The following is a 20,059-nucleotide window of genomic DNA, read 5'->3' as shown; positions in this document are numbered from 1 at the left end:
ATACATTATATAGGATTAGTGTACCAGAGCCATCCGGGTATGTAACCACCTTTAAGGAAACTTTATATTGAGGAGACAAAAGTTATGAATAACGATCGCGCAATTTTGAATACATCCCAAGAACACGAGATTTTTGGCGATCGCGATTTGCCATCTTGGTTAACTTCTCAACAAATCAGCCTCGCTTGCACTACCTATCAAACCAGCAGGTTAATGTTAATTGGTGCTGTGCCAGAAACGAACAGAATCTCGGCTTTTTGGCGAATATTCGATCGCGCAATGGGGCTTTTCTGTACGCCGGAACGCATTTATTTAAGTTCCAAATATCAACTCTGGCAATTAGATAATGTGCTAGCGGAGGGAGGACAACATCAAGGTTACGATCGCCTTTACATCCCTCGCATCGCCCACACCACAGGTGATATCGACATTCACGATATCGCTGTCGATAAAAATAATCAAATCATTTTTATTAGCACTTTGTTTAATTGTATCGCTACATTGAGCGATCGCCACAGTTGTAAACCTTTATGGAAACCGCAATTTATCTCACAATACATCAACGAAGACCGCTGTCACCTCAACGGTTTGGCAATGGTAGCTGGGGAGGCGAAATATGTCACAGCGTCGAGTCAGTCGGATGTGGTGGATGGCTGGCGCGATCGCAGAAAAAATGGCGGTATAGTTATTGATATTGAATCTAATGATATCATCGTCACAGGATTGTCAATGCCGCACTCACCCCGCTGGTATCAAGACAAATTGTGGTTGCTGAATTCGGGGCGGGGAGAATTAGGATATGTGGATTTAGAGACAGGGAAATTTGAGGCAATTGCGTTTTGTCCGGGATATGTCCGAGGACTAGCTTTTTGGCAAAATTGGGCAATTGTTGGACTCTCGAAACCGAGGGGTGGTGACAATACTTTTAGCGGTTTAGAATTGGATGAGTTATTGGTAGCAAAGGATGCTGAGCCTCGATGTGGTATGATGGCGATCGATTTGACTACTGGGGCGATCGTTCACTGGTTGCGGTTTGAAGGGATTGTTACGGAACTTTATGATGTGCAGGTGATTCCGGCAGTGCAAAAGCCGATGGCGTTGGGTTTTCAAACGGATGAAATTGCTCAGTTAATTACTTTGGAACTTTAACCGCAGATGGTGGCGGATGTACGCGCTATGGACGCGGATAAATGTTTACAGGATTTACCCACGGGGTGTGAGAGTAATATCGATCGTTGTAGCAAGACCTTTTAAAATTGGTAGAATTGCGAGATCTCTTTTGGATCGAATGGGATCTCGCACTTTTCTTCCTTTCCTAAATCAGCAGGAAATTAGCAGATGTAATCGCATTGGCACTCACTCCAATCATGACACCTAGCTCCTCTCCTGTCAAGACATTTTTGATGAGAGTTCCCTGAGTATTTTGAGTGATTGCTAACTGACCAAAACTCAAACCTCCGGTTAATCCAATCAAATCTTGACCGACTGTAAAATCAGCGATTATGTCAAATCCTTGACCAGCTTTTAAGGCAAAAATATCGTTGCCGCTACCGCCAATCAAACTATCATTACCCAAGTCTCCGTAAAGGATATCAGAGCCTTTTCCCCCTAGGAGAGTATCATTATCTTCCCCTCCATAAAGAGTATCATTTCCTTCACATCCTCCCAGGATATCGGCTTGTTCGTTACCGCTGATGAAATCATTACCTACACCCCCGCAGATAGTATCTGAACCTAACTGTCCAAACAGGGAGTCATCACCTTGACTACCAAGAATTATGTCGTTACCTTTGCCTCCATATAAAACGTCATTCTCCTTGCCACCATCGATGAAATCATCATCTTTATCACCAAGAATGATGTCATTACCTTCGCGGCCATTTATGGAGTCATTGGCTTTGCCTCCAAAGATTAAATCATTGCCCAACTCACCAAGTACGATGTCGTTTCCTTCATCTCCAAATAGGATGTCATCACCTTTGCCTCCGCTGATGAAATCATTGCCTTGATTACCATTAAAGATGTCGTTGCTGGCACCACCATATAAGTTGTCATTCCCGGATTTGGCATCGAATATATTGCCGTTGTTAGTGCCGAGAAATTCCTCGTTTTGGGCAGTGCCTATTTGAATTCCCGATACACCAAGTATGGTGTTTTCAACCGAGTTAGGTTGGTTTAAATTGGGATAGGCAATGTCATCGCAGATGCAGTCATCGTTAGGGATGTTGTTGGTTGTTGGTGTTGGTGTTACCGATGGTGTTGGCGTCGGTGTTTCTGCAGGGGTTGGTGCAGGGGTTGGTGCAGGGGTTAGTCCAGGGGTTGGTGCAGAGATTGGTGCGGGTGTGGGTGTGGGTGTTGGTGTTTCCCCAGGGATTGGTGCGGGTGTGGGTGTTGGTGTTGGTGTTTCCCCAGGGATTGGTGCGGGTGTTGGTGTTTCCGCAGGGATTGGCGCGGGTGTTGGTGTGGGTGTTGGTGTTTCCCCAGGGATTGGTGCGGGTGTGGGTGTTGGTGTTGGTGTTTCCCCAGGGAATGGTGCGGGTGTGGGTGTTGGTGTTGGTGTTTCCCCAGGGAATGGTGCGGGTGTTGGTGTTGGTCTTGGTGTTTCCCGAACGATTGGTGCGGGTGTGGGTGTTGGTGTGGGCGCGGGTGTTGGTGCGGTGTCGTTGTCAGTATTAGTAACTGCGACATCATCCGCATTAACACCACTGTAATTAGTATCGGTACTGGTAGCAGCAGCAGTGACAATGTTGTAAGCAACATTCCCATCTACTACTAATTCATCTACTCCGGTAACTGTGACGGTTTGGGGAGTATTCCAGTTAGCATTCGTGAAAGTTAAACTCGGTTTATCTACAGTACCTTCAGCCGTATTATCCGAAGTCGTCCCAATCGTCACATCTGCTGTAGGCTGGCTATTGAGAACTACCGTAAAAGTAGCTGTTCCCCCTGCTTCTGTGGTTGTTAAACCGCTGGTAGGAGTGACGGTGATGCCTTTGCTGTCATTGTCAGTATTAGTAACTGCGACATCATCCGCATTAACACCGTTGTAATTAGTATCGGTACTGGTAGCAGCAGCAGTGACAATGTTGTAAGCAACATTCCCATCTACTACTAAGTCATCTATTCCGGTGACTGTGACGGTTTGGGGAGTATTCCAGTTAGCATTCGTGAAAGTTAAACTGGGTTTATCTACAGTACCTTCAGCCGTATTATTTGAAGTCGTCCCAATAGTCACATCTGCTGTAGGCTGGCTATCTAGAACTACCGTAAAAGTAGCTGTTCCCCCCGCTTCAGTAGTTGTTAAACCAGTGATGGGAGTGACGGTGATGCCTTTGCTGTCGTTGTCAGTATTAGTAACTGCGACATCATCCGCATTAACACCGCTGTAATTAGTATCGGTACTGGTAGCCGCAGCAGTGACAATGTTGTAAGCAACATTCCCATCTTCTACTAAGTCATCTATTCCTGTAACTGTGACGGTTTGGGGAGTATTCCAGTTAGCATTCGTGAAGGTTAAACTCGGTTTATCTACAGTACCTTCAGCCGTATTATCCGAAGTCGTCCCAATCGTCACATCTGCTGTAGGCTGGCTATCTAGAACTACCGTAAAAGTAGCTGTTCCCCCTGCTTCTGTGGTTGTTAAACCGCTGGTAGGAGTGACGGTGATGCCTTTGCTGTCATTGTCAGTATTAGTGACTGCGACATCATCCGCATCAACACCACTGTAATTAGTATCGGTACTGGTAGCAGCAGCAGTGACAATATTGTAAGCAACATTCCCATCTACTACACTCTCATCTATTCCGGTAACTGTGACGGTTTGGGGAGTATTCCAGTTAGCATTCGTGAAAGTTAAACTCGGTTTATCTACAGTACCTTCTGCCGTATTATCCGAAGTCGTCCCAATCGTCACATCTGCTGTAGGCTGAGTATCTAGAACTACCGTAAAAGTAGCCGTTCCCCCCGCTTCTGTGGTTGTTAATCCGCTGGTAGGAGTGATAGAAATTCCCGCAATATCATCGTCTTGAATCGTGGTGGTTATTGGAGAACCAATAATATTAGCAGTTCCTGGGGCAGTCGCGTTGCTCAGAGTGAGTGCTAGGGTTTCGTTAGGTTCGGTAATTCGATCGCCGACAATGGCCACCGCGATTGTTGCTATGGTAGCATTGGCAGCAAAACTAACCGTACTGCCAGTGGCGGTAACTCCGGTTCCGGTAACAATGGCGTTATTGTAATCGACGCCAGTGGTTGCTGTTCCCCCAAAACTAAAATCAATGCTGCTACTTTGGTTCGTTTCTCCGGTGCGGGTAACGGTGAAACTTACCACTTGAGTACCGCTATTTCCCTCAGTCACTGTGGCGGTACTGCCGACGACGCTGTAAGTAATATCGTTATCGGTAATCTGTGCATTCACAGGTCCAATCGCCAATGTTGTTGGATAATTGGGATCTGTACTGTTGGTAATAGCGTGGGTTATTGCACCTGTATGGTTGTTTTCCGGTAGGGTGTCATCAACAGCACGAACGGTGACAATTTGAGGAGTTTGGCCATTAACATTTGTGAAGGTTAGAATTTGCGTGGCAGCAAAATTCGTTCCATCTAGGCTAACTTCTGCTTGAGTATCCGCTGTCACGGTAACGTCAACATTGCTGGTGGGGAGGGTGTTCAATTGTAGGGTATAAGAATCGGTAATTCCCCCTTCTGTTACTTCGGTACTGCCAGCAGATTGAGTGACGGTAACGCCTGGAGAGTCGTTGTCTGTGTTGGTGACATTGACATCTGGTGGGTTGAGATTGCTATAGTTCGTGTCGGCGGTGGTGGTATCGACAGCGGTGATAATTTGGTAGGCAATATCACCGTCAGCCACCACATCGTCTACACCGGTGATTGTGGCGGTTTGGTAAGCGTTCCAATTGGTGGAATTAAAGGTGAGGTTAGCGGGTAAAACGGTGCCTTCTGCTGTGTTGGTGCTGGTTAAGCCAAGGATGACATCGGCGGTGGGTTGGCTGGTTAAGCGGATGTCAAACGTAGCTTGACCTGCGAATTCGCTGGTATTGCCGCTAATCGGGAGGATTTGAAAGCCAGCGGTGTCGTTGTCGGTGATGGTGAAACTACCTGTGGTGGTGGTTCCTAATTGAAGGCCTGCTGATGGATTGCTAATGGTGAGGTTGGCAGTTTCATCAATTTCGGCGATTTGGTCGTCGGTAATGGTGAAGGTGACAGAACCGCTGGTGGCGCCATCGGCGATGGTTATTTGGGTGGGAATTGTGCCGGTGAAATCAGCAGGCGTGGCAACTCCAGTTAAGGCGAGGTTGACGGTTTGGTTGCCGACTACAGGTGCGGCGGCTGTAGCAGTGACGGTGATGCTGGTTGTTCCGGCTTCGGTGCCGGTGGTGGGAGTAACTGAGAGGTTGACTGTGGGGAAGTCGTTGTCGGTAATTGTTGCGTTACCAGTAGTAGTAGTTCCCAATGTCAAGCCAGCAGAAGGATTGGAAATTGTGAAAGTGCTTGTTTCGCTTCCTTCAATTAAGGCATCATCATCAATATTGACGGTAAATGTACCTGTGGTTTGACCGCTGGGAATGGTAATAAGAGTGGGAATTATGCCACCTGTGAAGTCAGCAGGAAGTGCCGTACCGGAAAGAGCAACATTAACGGTTTGATCGCCGACAACTGCTTGAGATGCTGTAGCGGTGACGGTAATTGCTGTGGTTCCGGTTTCGGTGCCAGTGGTGGGAGTAACTGAGAGGTCGACTGTGGGGAAGTCGTTGTCGGTAATTGTTGCGTTACCAGTAGTAGTAGTTCCCAATGTCAAGCCAGCAGAAGGATTGGAAATTGTGAAAGTGCCTGTTTCGCTTCCTTCAATTAAGGCATCATCATCAATATTGACGGTAAATGTACCTGTGGTTTGACCGCTGGGAATGGTAATAAGAGTGGGAATTATGCCGCCTGTGAAGTCAGCAGGAAGTGCCGTACCGGAAAGAGCAACATTAACGGTTTGATCGCCGACAACTGCTTGAGATGCTGTAGCGGTGACGGTAATTGCTGTGGTTCCGGTTTCGGTGCCAGTGGTGGGAGTAACTGAGAGGTCGACTGTGGGGAAGTCGTTGTCTGTAATTGTTGCGTTACCAGTAGTAGTAGTTCCCAATGTCAAGCCAGCAGAAGGATTGGAAATTGTGAAAGTGCCTGTTTCGCTTCCTTCAATTAAGGCATCATCATCAATATTGACGGTAAATGTACCTGTGGTTTGACCGCTGGGAATGGTAATAAGAGTGGGAATTATGCCGCCTGTGAAGTCAGCAGGAAGTGCCGTACCGGAAAGAGCAACATCAACGGTTTGATTGCCGACAACTGCTTGAGATGCTGTGGCGGTGACGGTAATTGCTGTGGTTCCGGTTTCGGCGCCAGTGGTGGGAGTAACTAAGAGGTTGACTGTGGGGAAGTCGTTGTCGGTAATTGTGGCGTTACCAGTAGTAGTAGTTCCCAATGTCAAGCCAGCAGAAGGATTGGAAATTGTGAAAGTGCCGGTTTCGCTTCCTTCTATTAAGGCATCATCATTAATATTGACGGTAAATGTACCTATGGTTTGACCGCTGGGAATGGTAATAAGAGTGGGAATTATGCCTGTGAAGTCAGCAGGAAGTGCCGTACCGGAAAGAGCAACATCAACGGTTTGGTTGCCGACTACAGGTGCGGCCGCAGTAGCGGTGACGATGATGCTGGTTGTTCCCACTTCGGTGCCGATGGTGGGAGTAACTGAGAGGTTGACGGGGTTGCCTAAAATCGTACCGTAAACATCGTTATTGTCTTGGTTATTGCCGATACCGTTGGCGAAGGTAGCGGGAGTGCCAGCTTGGTTGGCTGCGGTGTTGCTGGTGAAAGTTGCTCCTACTAATCCAAATGAGGTGACAGTAGGTAGCGCAGTTGGCATTCCCTGGTTGTTGCCATTGGTGTTGGTGAGAGAACGCATGGCAAAAATTGCCCCACCTTTGCCTTGACCGGGGTTGCCACCGTAAACACCGATGCCGCCGGTGGCGGTGTTGCTGCTGAATCTGGCGTTGTTGAGGGCTAAAGAGCCCTGGCGAATGAAGATGGCACCCCCCATACCAGCGCCGCCCCCACCTTGACCGCCGTTACTGTTGCCGCCGAAAGTGCCCCCCGGTCCAGTGTTGCCAAAGCTCCAGTCTCCGCCACCGCCACCGTAGCCACCCGGACCGCCGTTCGCGCCGTAGCCGCCACCGCCGCCGAACCCTCCAGCGCCACCGTTTGGGGAACTGTTGTAGTAGCCACCACCACCGCCGCCAAAACCCCCCGGGCTCTGGGGAAAATTGCCGCCGCCGCCGAAAGATCCTATCCCACCTCCGTAGTTGCCATTACCGCCGTAGCCGCCAGTGTTACTTGTGCTACGGCCAAAAAGACCACCACCTCCACGGTTGCCAGCGCCAAACATCCCGCCACCGCCAGCGCCGCCATTAAAATAGTCGCCACCCGCTCCCCCCTGCGCCTGGTTGTTGCTAAAAGTGACGTTATTGATTCTGACAGTGCCATCGTAGATGAATAAACCGCCACCCATACCAGCGCCGCCACCGCCATCGCCACCCGCTCCCGCCTGCGCCCTTCCGTTAGTGACAGTCATGTTGGAGAAATTCACGGTTCCCGACTTGACGAAGAAGGGACGAAAAGCATTACCGCCATTGACAATAAAGTTATTGCCAATAAAATCAATGTTGCTGTTAACTAGGGTCTTCATTACCCCTGTAACAGTGAGATTTGTGGCGAGGGTAATGGTGTCATCTCCGGCAGCGACATTCGCATCTAAAATTGCTTTGCTCAATGTGCCTGCTACAGTGCCGGTGCCATCATCAGTTCCCACCGTGACATTAAAAGTCGCCAGTGTATAGTCATAATCTTCCATTGCCTGCCGATTAAACGGCACGGCGGATTCAATCTGGCCCGTTACTATTTCTAAATCCCAGTCGCCGCCTTTAACTGCATTTCCTGTTAAGTCGTTAGAGGCTGCGACATCTGCACCTGTGAGTTCACTCAATCGCTTGACAAAATTATTGCCAGTTTCTCCGGCGGCTACATCGCATCCATAAAGTAGGATATCTCCGTTTTCTGTCAGAGCATTTTCCCACTGTTTTAGCTGAGTGTTAAAATTTTCGAGGTCATTCCCATTGAGTACGTCTGCACCGAGTTTTAAACTGCCTTGGTTGCCGTGAGAAACTACATGAACAGCTTCAATGCCACTTTCACTAGCCAGTGCTTGGGTAATTTGTTCAATGCCACTACGCTTGTCATCTAAAATGACTATTTTGGCGTTAGCATCTGCGCCCTCTATCAAGTTTTGATAATTCTGTACAGAAGAGTCAACGAAAATAATTTGCTTGTTGGCGGTTGATGAGTTCATAATTACTGAAATCCTTGATATCTATGGTTTACATTTAAGTTTCGATCCCCCTCGCATCCCCCTTAAAAAGGGGACATTGAACGCTCTTCCCCTTTTTAAGGGGGGTTAGGGGGGATCTAGAGGCTAAAGTTTTGCGGTTTATTGAGTTTTCGCTACAATCGCACTAGCACGACTATTTGTTGAATCTGTCCAAAAAGATAAGCCATCAAATCGCTCAAACAAGTCGGGGGGTAAAATTGTTTTTCTCGGTTTAAACTCGACTTGAGCACGCACTTGATGTAACCCTTGTGTTTTCAGCTTATTATCAAATTCTGGCTCTTGATATTGAACATTCTCGAAATCATGCTCAAAAGGCTCTTCGCCAAGAAATTGATAAATCAGCGACATGGTTTTAGCCGGCTTTATGGTTAATAAATCGTAATCTACCAGTAAAAGAGATGCACTCTGTTCGCTATAAAACGCTTCTTTAAGAGCATTATAAGCATAACCAACTAAACGCGAACCTTGACTTAATGCCTCTGTGCGACTATAAACTGTAGCCCGTTCTGCTGGATTATTAAATAACCGGGAAACCTCAAAGGCGTTGCGCCGAATCAGTAGCTCAATGCTGTCCATAATCCAGGCGATATTTCTGACACAGCAGATTACTTTAGCTTCAGGAAATAGTTCCAGAATTAATGGCAATTTGCTACACCAAAGGCGATTGGTGTCGAATATCACTTCTTTTTCAGCTTGCGGGTGATAATAAGCAGAAAAAATGCTGAGAATCAGCGCCCGTTTTTGTTCTGGGGAAATAAACACCGAAAATTCATTATCTTCGCTCATGGCTTCCAACATTCTCTCCACTAAACCCCCGACGGGGCTAGTCATGGCGGCGTGAAACCGGGGGTTTTGTCGCAGGAGGGCTGCTAGTAAGGTAGATCCTGAACGCGGTAATCCTGATATCAAGTGGGCTTTCACTGACCTCGCGTTGGAATGCGTTTGTAGAACTTAGATGCAAACTAAATGTATCATACTAAAGACATATCTTTTCTAGCATATTTTTATTTTACATTTCGCAACACAACATCCAGGTTTACGATATCTTTACAATCTAGACATTGTGGGTTGACTTTCCCTATCTCTATCATTGCTTCCGGCCTCTGCCTTTATAAGTCGGAAAAGTCGGATCGTAAAGTCGGAAAAGTCGGATCTTTGCCATGAGTACAGATTACTTGGGAATTTTAACGGCAGATGGTGGTGGATGTACGCGGATGGACGCAGATAAATGTTTACAGGATTTACCTACGGCGTGTGAGAGAAAGTATTTAAGCGGGATTTGGTATTACTCAACTATCGCCCCATCTAAGCTTGTTTTTCTTAAGTCTGTTCTAGCTAAATTTGCACCTCTTAAGTCAGCACCTGTTAAACAAACATTGCTTAAATCTGCATAACTCAGATCCGCACCCCTGAGATTAGCATCAGATAAGTTTGCTCCTGATAAATTCGCCCTCACCAGTTGCGATCCACTCAAATTGCTGCCACTCAAATTTGCGGATTGCATCTGTGTTGCCATTAAGTTGGCTTTGCTTAAATTAGTGCTGTTGAGGTTAGCCAAATTCAATTTAGCATAACTCAAATCAATGTTTTCCAAGCAAAGTTCGCTCAATTGCGCGCATCGCAAGTTAGCATTAATAAAAAACCTGTCTCCAATCGCATAACGGCGCAGAAATTCGTCAACTTCCAGCCGAATTAAAACGGGTTCGCAAGTATTTTGGTAGCACCACGATGTCTCCAGCAAACTAGCGGCTGCTTCAATTGCTACCTTGTCGCATTTAGGGAGCACCAAACTATTGCACCCATCCCACTCACCGTTGAGCATGAATGCCATCTCAGAAGCTGCTGCACTTGAGTCGCAGAGCAAAACGGTTTCTGGTTTGGGTTGCAGCCAGTTCATTAAGGCGATCGAGCTCTTGTTTTTCATTGTTGATTCAGGGTTTGTGGGTCTTCCTTAATTATAGTAGACCTCTCCCCGTGCTGAAGCGACGGCGATTCTAAACTGTTGCTACTGCGGTACTTTTTATCTAGTTCTTTAAAAGATAGGACTTATATAGTTTACGGTTGTTTCGGAATGATTAAACCACAGAGACCACAGAGGGAGCTGAGGAAGAAAAAGAGAGATCAATAATTCCGATACCAACGGATTTGATATTACGCACGCGGGGCAAAAAAACAGGTTTCTGCGTCAAAATCTCAGGGATAAGTCCACAATTTTTGGGAGAAATCGGTTTTTTTTCGTAAGTCCTAAAAGATGTACAAGACTCGGCTTCCTACGAGCGAACTCAGGCATCGAATAAATGGGTGTTTTGGCTGTCACCGTTAGCCGATCCGCTGGCGTTTTTGCCAATATAAGAGAACAAATAACGCACTTACAGCAGCGCAAGATCCTTGAAGCAACGGCGCGTTAACTCTATTCTTGCCGCTCCGTCATTTTTGTTGCGGATGTCAATGTTTGTAGCAAAAAAGTAAACATTTTTATCCTTTTCTAAATAACCTACATACCAGCCAATTTGAGGCTTTGTTTCTTCTCCAAAATTTGCCCAGCCTGTTTTGGCTCTAATTGTGTAATCGGGAGTTTGTTCAACAATTATGATGTCTTTGACCAGAGACAGCGATCGCTCCGAGAAGGGTAAGTCGTTTTTGTAGAGACGGCGGAGAAATTGAATTTGCTCGTTGGGTGTGATTCGCAGTTCTCCCTCTAACCAGAATTTGTCAATATCGTCTTTGTTACCGATTTTTTGGTTCCCATAACCGACTTTAGCTACCCATTTTTGCATTGGCTCGTGTCCGACTCGGCGGGCGAGAACTTGGTAAAACCAAACGGCGGAAAGTTTCATGGCTTCTCTCATATTCAAGTCTCGATTCCATGCGGGAATTTGCCTTTGAGTTCCATCCCAAGTTAGAATGGCAATCTCATCTGAAATTACCCCTGTTTCTAAGGAAATCAGAGAGTTGAGAATTTTAAATGTAGATGCGGGTAAAAAAGCTGTCGCGTTACGTTGCTGGTTGTGTTGATAAAGCCGAGCGCTATTCAAATCGTAAATTGCGATCGAGCCTTCCACTCCTAGTTCTTGAAAGTGCCGTCCAAAATTCATTGTCTCAGCAACATCTCCTCCCCGTCGTGGAGATTCTTGCACTGGAGGTGGCACGGTTAAGGCTGATTGCGGTGGCTGAACTAAAACAGAAATAATACAGCCTAATACAATTAAAATAAGAGCGATCGCACGACGAGATATTCGGTTCATAAACTTCGATAATTTAGCCAAATCACAGGCATTAATGTCACAGGGGCGATCGACTTGTAAGGTGCGTCTGACTTACGCTGTGTAAAAAACAATTAAGGTTTGCCCCTGACGCATCCTACTATATATGTGCCGCGTAATTTCTCAACTAGAAAACTGCCATAATAGTTAAGACGACCAAGCAGCTTAACTGAATTACTAAGCTGAAGAACCGAAACTTGGGCTCGAGGCCAGCAATGTGAATCGCTGAATGTACAAGCCGAAATAGAATGTACACAACAATCAGCAAATCTACTGCTGTTCCTGAAACACCCCTAACGGTTAGAAGGAAAACAACTCCCAAATACAAAGGCAGGTTTTCTATCAAGTTGGATTGTACTCGAAATAGTCGCCAAAGCAAGCTGTCGTCGTTTTGTGTGCTGAAATCTTTTACAGATCCGCCCGCAGATAGATGCCGAATCCTCACTCCTAGCAGGAGCATAACAACCGCGATCGTCCACAGGATGAAAATTGTTAAACCCCAGAGAGGGAAAGTCATATTTGTCGGTTCAATTTGCATCATCTTTCTGCCTTGCGAAACTGCTGCTAAGACTTTAGAAAAGTTAGATCAAATCCTGTAACATCGTCGGGCGTCAAATCCAGCCAACAGTCAACAATCACCGACGGTGCAACCGGAATGGATAGAATTCATCTGCGTTAATCTGTGTTAATCTGCCCTCATCTGCGGTTAAAAAAAGAGAAGGTATTAACCGCAGATGACAAGGAATTGACGCTGATTCACGCAGATGAACAGAAGAGAGATATGAAGAATTGCGATGCGAACAGATTTGATATTACCAGTCAGGAATTTTGCTCTGGCGTTCTCATTTTTAGCTAAAACAGCTTGAGGATGCTTCGATTCTGGCTGTTTTCGGAACTCACCAAGCTCAAAGCAACATCTAACCGACAAGCTGACGCTAACTAGAGTGCGATCGCATCTCGTGAGTGTCAATTCCCGCCGCTAGCAACCGAGCGTTTACAGATGGTTTTCGGCAAGACGATCGCACCATTGTATCGAGCAAGTGTTCGATCGCACCCGGTAGATTCTGGCAAAAACCAGTGTGTACCCGCGATGTCTGAACGATCGTACTGCGGGGTGCTACGAGCCAGTGAAAGCGCTCTCTGTGGGGAAGTTGACCGATCGCGCCAGATTCCTTGCCGCCTGCACAAATGATGGGAATGACTGCTAGGTGATTGCGAATCATTTCCAGATCCAACGTTGAGTCGATCGCCATCAAGCGCTGTTCATCTATCTCGATACGGGCTTCGAGGAATTTTTTCGTACCGCAGGAAACGATCGCCCCGACGTTGATAAACTCCTCGCGCTCAACTTTGGGAACGACGCGGATAATGGCGTAATCATACAGAAATCGATCGGGCACTAATCGCCTCCTCCAAAAAAATATGTGGTGATTCTAACCGATTTAGCAGGTACTCGATATAAGCATCCCGATGTTGGTTGCTATCGCTGAAAGGAGAATCTCCCACCAGCCAAGTATCAGGAATTAGTTTAACAATGTTGCGAATGATGTCCGGCGTTAGCCTTTGAGTCATCTTTGAATTTGCCGCTTCCAACGTACTGGCAAAACGCAGCAGAACGTGGTCTTTGATTGGGGGGAAACGATCGCGGCTGCGCGAGAGATAATCTTTCCAGGTGTGGTGGAAGTAGAGGGCCGCACCGTGATCGATCAGCCAAAGCCGGCGGTGCCATACCAGCATATTTGCATTGCGCGACGTGCGATCGATGTTGGTTACAAAAGCATCGAACCAGACGATTTCTGAGGCCAGATCCGCATCGGACTTCCCCGCTATCGGGTCAAATGTGATCGAGCCCGGGAGATAGTCGAGGGCGAGGTTGAGGCCAGCACTTGCTCGGATCAAATCTTGAATTTCCGGGTCAGGCTCAGTGCGAGCCAGTTCGGGATCGAGTTCAACAAAGACGAGTTCGGGGATTGGGAGCCCGGAGGCGCGAGCAATCTCTCCCGCCACTACCTCGGCGATCAGAGATTTGGCTCCCTGGCCCGCACCGCGAAATTTGAGCACGTACATACCATCATCATCTGCTTCGACGATCGCCGGCAGCGACCCGCCCTCGCGCAAGGGAGTGACATACCTGGTAGCAGTGACTGTTCGCAAGCTGATACTCATGCTATTTTAGATTTTCGATTTGAGATTTTAAATGCAAAATCATTGATTTTATGAGGGTTTGGAGTACGGGCTTACAGACAGTTGGATTCTTTCTTGTAACTGGGACTGATGTTAAGTAGTCTGTGTACTAAACTGATGACTAAAAGGACACAACATTAGTTGTGTCCCTACGGAATTTTGCCAAATCTTGCTTTGAGACAGTCATTAGCCATCAGTTATTAATCAACTAATAACTCATGACTAACCACTAATCAGTTGTACTAACGTGGTCGATTCTCTCTAATTGCCAGAGAATTTGGTTGCCTTCGCGCCGCACCCGCGAAACTACCCAATTTCGCCAAACCCAGTTGTCTCCCCGACTGGTGACAGCGCTGGCATTTACATCCATCAAATCAGCCAGTTCAGAACTGGTAATCAAGTAGCCTTTCGTCGCAACCTCGTCGGCGATGTGCAACGTTTCGATCAGATTGCGGAGGTCCTGAACCCTCACCTCGCGGGGCAAGTTCTCCAGGGTATCGGCAGTTGAGTCCATCATGGTAGAGTTGGAGATCGGAAGGTCAGAAGTTATGACATAGGATTCTATCGTTTTGTTACCAGTTGTGTCCGTTCCTTCCGAAACAATTGTGTTTTCCGAACCTAGAGGCGGTGTGGCCGCGCTGACAAAAGTGCCCGCCTGAGTCTCACCTGCAGTTGGTTTCTGCTGTTGCAGTTCGGGAGTGAGATTGTGGGAGAAGCTGCGGGCGATTTCATCGCATCTGTCGTTGTAGAAGTCGCCGGAGTGGCCACGGACGTGTTCCCACTTGATTTGCCGGGAATTCAGCTTGTCTAGCAGGTGCCAGAGGTCTTGGTTGACAACATCTTTGCCGGTTGAGGTTTTCCAGCCTTTATTTTTCCAGCCTTGAATCCATTTGGTGATGCCGTTTTTAACGTATTCGCTGTCGGTGTAAACAGTGACTGGTTCGGTTTGACCGGAATTGGCAAAAAATTCCAGCGCAGCGACGGCCGCCTGCATTTCCATGCGGTTGTTAGTAGTTTGGGGGTCTCCACCCCCGAGTTCGTGACAGTTGCCGTCGGCGAAGCAAACTACTGCACCCCAGCCACCTGGGCCTGGGTTGCCGGAACAAGCGCCGTCTGTGTAGAGGCTTTTGATTTTGGGAGTTGTCATCAGCGAGTTAATTTGTTATTTAGAGGTAACTTGTTTGCAAGTGCGATAATTAAGGCAATTGAGATAGTTTTACTTGGTGCTATGAAAAATGCCAACTTAAAGATTAAAAAGGTCGGGCTATTTATTTGTCCCTTTTCTTTGTTAATTTTTAATACTTTCGCGCAAGCACAGCCCATAGTCCCTGCTGCTGACGGTACGGGTACTGTTGTCACCCCCAGCGGCAACCGCTATGATATCAACGGCGGCAGTTTGTCTGGAGACGGCGCGAATCTTTTTCACAGTTTTGGGCAGTTTGGCTTGAATGAAGGTCAAATTGCTAATTTTCTGACTAATTCGGCTATTCAGAATATATTAGCTCGAATTGCGGGCGGGGACGCTTCGCTAATTAACGGTTTAATTACTGTCACGGGCGGCAATTCTAATCTTTTTCTAATTAATCCTGCGGGGATTATGTTTGGCCCCAACGCGAGTTTGAATGTGCCGGCGGCTTTTACTGCAACTACTGCAACTGGTGTCGGTTTTGGTTCAAATTGGTTTAATGCTGCGGGTACAAATAATTTTAGCGCCCTGGTGGGTACGCCAAATGCTTTTTATTTTGGTGCGGGTGTACCGGGCAGTATTGTTAATGCTGGCAATTTAGTTGTGACTCCGGGGCAAAATTTGGCTTTGCTTGGCGGTACGGTTGTTAGTACGGGGCAGTTGTCGGCCCCAGGCGGACAAATTACTGTTGCTGCTGTTGCGGGAGCTCAGGTTCTCCGCATTAGTCAACCAGGGCATTTGTTGAGTTTGGAAATAGCAACTGGCGGGAATTTTGGCAATTCTCAACAGACCTTGAATCCTGTTTCTTTGCCGCAGTTGCTGACAGGTACGGGTCAAAATCAGGCGGCGGGTGTTGCGGTTGCTGATGACGGTTCTGTGCGGCTTGTGGGTTCTGGTTTGCAGGTGAATTCTGGGGATGTGGCGATTGCTGCTAATGTGTCTGGGCTGCCGCAGTTGAATGCCGGAAGCGCGAATTTATGGGCTGCGGAAAATCTCACGTTAGCAGGCGCTAGGCTGCAAACTACGGGGGATTTGACTTTGCTGGGTGGGGATGCGGTGCGGGTCAGGGACAGCGCCCAAAATCCTTTTTTGGCGCAGGCTGGGGGGAATTTATACATTCAGGGCGATCGCACTATTGATATTCTCACTCAAAATGCGATCGGCGGCTTATCTCTTCCCCCGCAATTCCAAAGCGGCGGCAATTTGAGTTTGGTTAGCAACGGCGTTATTTCGGGGGATTCCCACTTTGTTTCTGGTGGCAATTTTTCGATTCGCAATTTGTCGGGAATGCCGGGAAACTTTGTCAGTTTATTTGACCCGATTATCAGTTCGGAAGGAGATGTTTTCTTTGGAGATTATACTGGTGTTTCGCTGAAAGTCGAGGCGAAGGGGAGCATTGTTGCCGAGGATATTACAATTACCGGTCCCGATAGTGCATTGGGTAGGGAAAATGGGAATCCCGACGATCCAGATGTTGCTATTTTAACCAGCAGTCCGGCCTTGATTCTGCGGGCTGGAGTGCAAGATTTGGCAAATTTTCCTAATTTTACTACAGACAGTTTAGGAGATGATTCACTATTATTTACAAATCCACTTTTATCTAGCAATTTGATTTTTGTTGAAAATATTTCGGCAGGCGGGCCTGTAATTTTTTCAGCGCCGGGAAGTATCGCCACTAGAGATATTAATGGCGGTCAAATTAATATCGAAAGCAGGGAAGCCGGAGTGCTAGTTGGGGGCAGATTAACGTCTAGTTCTACAATTAATATTCAAGCTAATGACAATATTATATTGACAAGTGACATTTCTCGTGCTGATATCAACGGCAGTATTAGTCTGAATACTGTTCGGGGTAATATCGTCACAGGATCGATCGATACTGGGACTTCCGGGGCGATCGAACTCAGAGCTTTTGGCAATGTGAATTTTGGGACTTTGCAGGGATCTAATGTTGAGATTACCAGTAACTCCGGGGCATTGGGAGTTTTGACTGATGCCAATATCATTGTGCCTAATACTACACCTGTCAATATTACAGCAACTGAGAATATCAATTTGACAGCTTTTAGGGACTTAACAGTAGGTAATCTCACCGCTGCGACTGTCAATGCTAGGAGCAGCAATGGGAGTGTTAATACGAGTGCGATCGCTACTTCTGGAGATGTCAGAATTCGAGCGGGACAGGAAATCAACACAGGGGGAATAAGTGTTAATTCTGTGGTCACAAATCCAGTTAATTCCCTCATTCCTACAGTAAATTTGGATGCACAAATTAATATGAATGTTGCATCGATTAACGCTGGCAGTGGCACTATTAATTTGAGAGCATCCAGCGATTTAAATGCAGGGAGTTTGCAAGGTGGAGACGTTGAAGTCAATAGCGCTCAGGGAAATATTGCGATCGGTAATACTACATCTCTTGGGAATATTAATATAATTGGTTCGGGGAATGTAAATTCCGGGGATGTGCGGGGAGTTGGAGTTAATATAAATAGCAATACGGGAAGTATTAATATTGACACCGCTACAGCAACAGAAAATACTGTCAATTTAACAGCGCTGCTCAATGTAAATTCCCGAGATGTGCGGGGAGTTGGAGTTAATATAAACAGCAATGCGGGAAGTATTAATATTGGCAATATCGACGCCACAACAGGAAATGTCAATTTGACAAGTTCTGGCAATGTAAATTCCCGAGATTTGGGGGGAGTTAGAGTTAATGTAACTAGCAATACGGGAAGTATTAATATTGGCAATACGGACGCTACAACAGGAAATGTCAATTTAACCGCGCCGCTCGATGTAAATTCACGAGACTTGCAGGGAGTGGCAGTTGATGTCACTAGCAGCACGGGAACAGTCAGCACTGGTAATATAAGTGCTGCCGAAAGTGTCGGAATTTTAGCGGGGAACCAAATCGCAATTGGGCGAATAAATGTTAATCCTGTTGTTAGTGTTGATCGCACTTCTACAGTAAATCTTAACGCTCAAAATGATATCAGTGTTGCATCGATCAATGCTCCGGGCGGTAATGTTGAGCTCACAACTCCGGGTTTAGTTCGAGTGACGGGTACTTTTGACCAAAACGGCACTCCTCTTAGCGTCTCGACTCTTGGTGGCACTCAACCGGGTACAGTTACGATCCGCCACGGCGGCGGCGATGTCAATCCGCCGATACCTTTTGCGGTGGGAGATGCGACGACTAACGGTACTGCTGGGGCGATCGCCAGTAATCCTGTGGGTACGATTACTCAGGGCCGATCTTTCATCAATTCTTACACTCAAGGCAATAGTGCGATCGTCACTACCAACCAACCTACTCCTCCTACTCCTCCTACTCCTCCTACTCCTCCTACTCCTCCTACTCCTCCTACTCCTCCTACTCCTCCTACTCCTCCTACTCCTCCTACTCCTCCTACTCCTCCTACTCCTCCTACTCCTCCTACTCCTCCTACTCCTCCTACTCCTCCTACTCCCTCTGATTTCAATAATCCAAAATCGCCGCCAACATTACCAAGGGATAGACCGGCATTCGATAGAGCGCGATCGCTTTTCCCCGAGCCCAACCAACCCTTTAGTCGCGAACAGCGAGAGAACCAAAACAGAATATCGCGAGATATAGGAAAACCCGGAGAAAGGATGCTGCCCGAAAGAATGCAATCTCCCAGAGAACTGAGAAATTTCATCAATTCAAATATCAGAGATTCCGTTATTCAGTCAGCATTTCGCGGCGACATCGGCAAGAACTTGGAGGCCGGGAAAATATCGGAAGCTTTGTCTCTGCTGGACAAATCTTTCAGCCAAGAATTCCGGGAATATTTCGGCATCAACATCAGCGACGAGTTGGTATCCCCAGAGGAAATTCAAAAAAAGTTAGCATCGGTGGGCGCAGAAACGGGCACGAAACCCAGCTTAATTTATCTGTTCTCGCAGCCGGAAGAATTAAATTTAATGCTAATAAATTCTTGCGGTGAAGTGGTTCACAAAAGTGTGCCGTCAGCGAACCGACAAGAACTGCTGAAAGTGGTCACTCAGTTCAGGGATGAGATTACCAAACCGGGGGTGCGGGCTACTACGAGTTATCTACCATCTTCCCAACAGCTTTATAAGTGGATGATTGCGCCTTTAGAGGACAGTTTGAAAAACTGCCAAACGGATACTATTTCCTTTGTTGTCGATCGAGGTTTGAGAGGTATGCCCTTTGCTGCTTTGCACGACGGACAGCAATTTTTGGTGGAAAAGTACAATCTCAGCCTGATGCCCAGCATTAATTTAACAGATACTCGCTACGTCGATCTCAGAAATTCTCAAGTTTTAGCAATGGGTGCTTCGGAATTTTCAGAGTTGAATCCTTTGCCTGCAGTTCCTACTGAAATAGCCGCTATTTCCAGAGAGTGGCCGGGAGTTAGTTTTCTGAATGAGGATTTCACTGTGGATAATTTGAAGCGACAGCATCAAAGCCGACCTTTTGGGGTTATTCACTTAGCTACTCACGGCGAATTTCGACCTGGAGCACCGAATAATTCTTTTATTCAGTTTTGGAATAGTCGGCTGCGACTGGATCAATTGCGGGATTTGAGATTGAATGATCCGCAGGTGAATATGTTAGTTTTAAGTGCTTGTCGGACTGCGGTGGGAGATGCACAGGCGGAGTTGGGTTTCGGGGGTTTGGCGCTGCAAGCGGGGGTGCAAACGGCTTTGGGGAGTTTGTGGTACGTGAGTGATGAAGGTACTTTGGGATTGATGAGTGAGTTTTACCAGCAGTTGAAGACGGCGCGAATTAAGGGGGCGGCGCTGCGACAAGCGCAAATTGCGATGTTGCGGGGGGATGTGCGTTTGGAGGGTGGCCGATTGCGGGGTTCGAGTCGGGGTGAGGGGGTGGAGTTGCCGACTTCGCTGCAAGGGTTTGCGGATTTAAAGTTGTCGCATCCTTATTATTGGTCGGCTTTTGTGATGATTGGGAGTCCTTGGTGATTG

10 protein-coding genes are annotated in these 20,059 nt (G+C 47.1%); 2 read left to right on the top strand and 8 right to left on the bottom strand.

Going from position 1 to position 20,059, the window contains the following annotated elements; genetic code table 11:
* The first annotated feature begins 84 nt into the window (after window positions 1-84).
* On the top strand, window positions 85-1,149 hold the full coding sequence (locus D0A34_26050) for a TIGR03032 family protein (GenBank protein UNU21843.1): 1,065 nt from the start codon (window positions 85-87) through the stop codon (window positions 1,147-1,149).
* Window positions 1,150-1,315: 166 nt separating this feature from the next.
* On the opposite strand, the gene D0A34_26045 is transcribed toward D0A34_26050, so the two are convergent.
* The 8 genes from D0A34_26045 to D0A34_26010 form a co-directional block, all read right to left on the bottom strand.
* Window positions 1,316-8,410 (bottom strand): DUF4347 domain-containing protein, encoded by a 7,095-nt coding sequence (locus D0A34_26045; protein ID UNU21842.1) that lies wholly within the window; start codon window positions 8,408-8,410, stop codon window positions 1,316-1,318.
* Window positions 8,411-8,548: 138 nt separating this feature from the next.
* On the bottom strand, window positions 8,549-9,370 hold the full coding sequence (locus D0A34_26040) for a sulfotransferase (GenBank protein ID UNU21841.1): 822 nt from the start codon (window positions 9,368-9,370) through the stop codon (window positions 8,549-8,551).
* 364 nt (window positions 9,371-9,734) lie between these two features.
* Window positions 9,735-10,346 carry a pentapeptide repeat-containing protein gene (locus D0A34_26035; protein UNU22472.1) on the bottom strand — a complete coding sequence of 204 codons (612 nt, stop codon included), beginning with the start codon at window positions 10,344-10,346 and terminating at the stop codon, window positions 9,735-9,737.
* A gap of 472 nt (window positions 10,347-10,818) precedes the next feature.
* Window positions 10,819-11,694, bottom strand: coding sequence for a class D beta-lactamase (gene blaOXA / locus D0A34_26030; protein UNU21840.1), 876 nt, complete (start codon window positions 11,692-11,694; stop codon window positions 10,819-10,821).
* A 145-nt stretch (window positions 11,695-11,839) separates the two neighbouring features.
* The gene (locus tag D0A34_26025) at window positions 11,840-12,253 is read right to left on the bottom strand and encodes an MAPEG family protein (GenBank protein ID UNU21839.1); all 414 of its coding nucleotides are present in this window, start codon (window positions 12,251-12,253) and stop codon (window positions 11,840-11,842) included.
* Window positions 12,254-12,647: 394 nt separating this feature from the next.
* Entirely contained in the window at window positions 12,648-13,112 is a 465-nt protein-coding gene (locus D0A34_26020) for a DUF3037 domain-containing protein (protein UNU21838.1), read from the bottom strand.
* The gene (locus D0A34_26015) at window positions 13,090-13,872 is read right to left on the bottom strand and encodes an aminotransferase class I and II (GenBank protein UNU22471.1); all 783 of its coding nucleotides are present in this window, start codon (window positions 13,870-13,872) and stop codon (window positions 13,090-13,092) included. Before D0A34_26015 ends, D0A34_26020 begins: the two co-directional genes overlap by 23 nt.
* Window positions 13,873-14,125: 253 nt before the next feature.
* Window positions 14,126-15,043, bottom strand: coding sequence for a ribonuclease HI (locus tag D0A34_26010; GenBank protein UNU21837.1), 918 nt, complete (start codon window positions 15,041-15,043; stop codon window positions 14,126-14,128).
* Between the two features lie 81 nt (window positions 15,044-15,124).
* Here D0A34_26010 and D0A34_26005 point away from each other — a divergent pair, with 81 nt between their 5' ends.
* Window positions 15,125-20,056 (top strand): CHAT domain-containing protein, encoded by a 4,932-nt coding sequence (locus tag D0A34_26005; protein UNU21836.1) that lies wholly within the window; start codon window positions 15,125-15,127, stop codon window positions 20,054-20,056.
* The last annotated feature ends 3 nt before the right edge of the window (window positions 20,057-20,059 follow it).

It is taken from the genome of Microcoleus vaginatus PCC 9802, assembly GCA_022701275.1.
Lineage (GTDB): Bacteria > Cyanobacteriota > Cyanobacteriia > Cyanobacteriales > Microcoleaceae > Microcoleus > Microcoleus vaginatus_A.
Note: the sequence above shows the minus strand (reverse complement) of the source record. Positions and strands in the feature narration are given on the sequence as shown.